The organism is Pseudomonas sp. FSL R10-0056, from assembly GCF_009600105.1.
Taxonomy (GTDB): domain Bacteria; phylum Pseudomonadota; class Gammaproteobacteria; order Pseudomonadales; family Pseudomonadaceae; genus Aquipseudomonas; species Aquipseudomonas bubulae.
The window spans coordinates 1-243 of record NZ_WIWL01000153.1 but is presented as its reverse complement, the minus strand read 5'-3'; the positions used below and the strand labels follow the sequence as shown (position 1 = coordinate 243).

Genomic DNA, 243 nt, shown 5'->3' with positions numbered 1-243 from the left:
CTTACTACCAATCAAATTACGTTATGCGTAATTCGATTACGATAAAAATAACGCAGTGACACACACGCGGTTCAGCGTTAAGTGAGTCCACTGTTTTCTCCACTCTGGAGGCTCCATGAACCTCGACTCGTCTTTGTCTGACCTCGCGTATCAATCCGGGTTTGGCAATGAATTCAGCAGTGAAGCATTGCCGGGCGCATTGCCCGTCGGGCAGAACTCTCCGCAAAAAGTCCCCTATGGTCT

At 49.0% G+C, this 243-nt stretch carries 1 protein-coding gene; it reads left to right on the top strand.

Annotation, left to right across the window (positions count from 1 at the left end):
• Positions 1-115 precede the first annotated feature (115 nt).
• On the top strand, positions 116-243 hold a 128-nt coding region (locus tag GHO42_RS08140), incomplete at its 3' end, for a homogentisate 1,2-dioxygenase (RefSeq protein ID WP_153384145.1).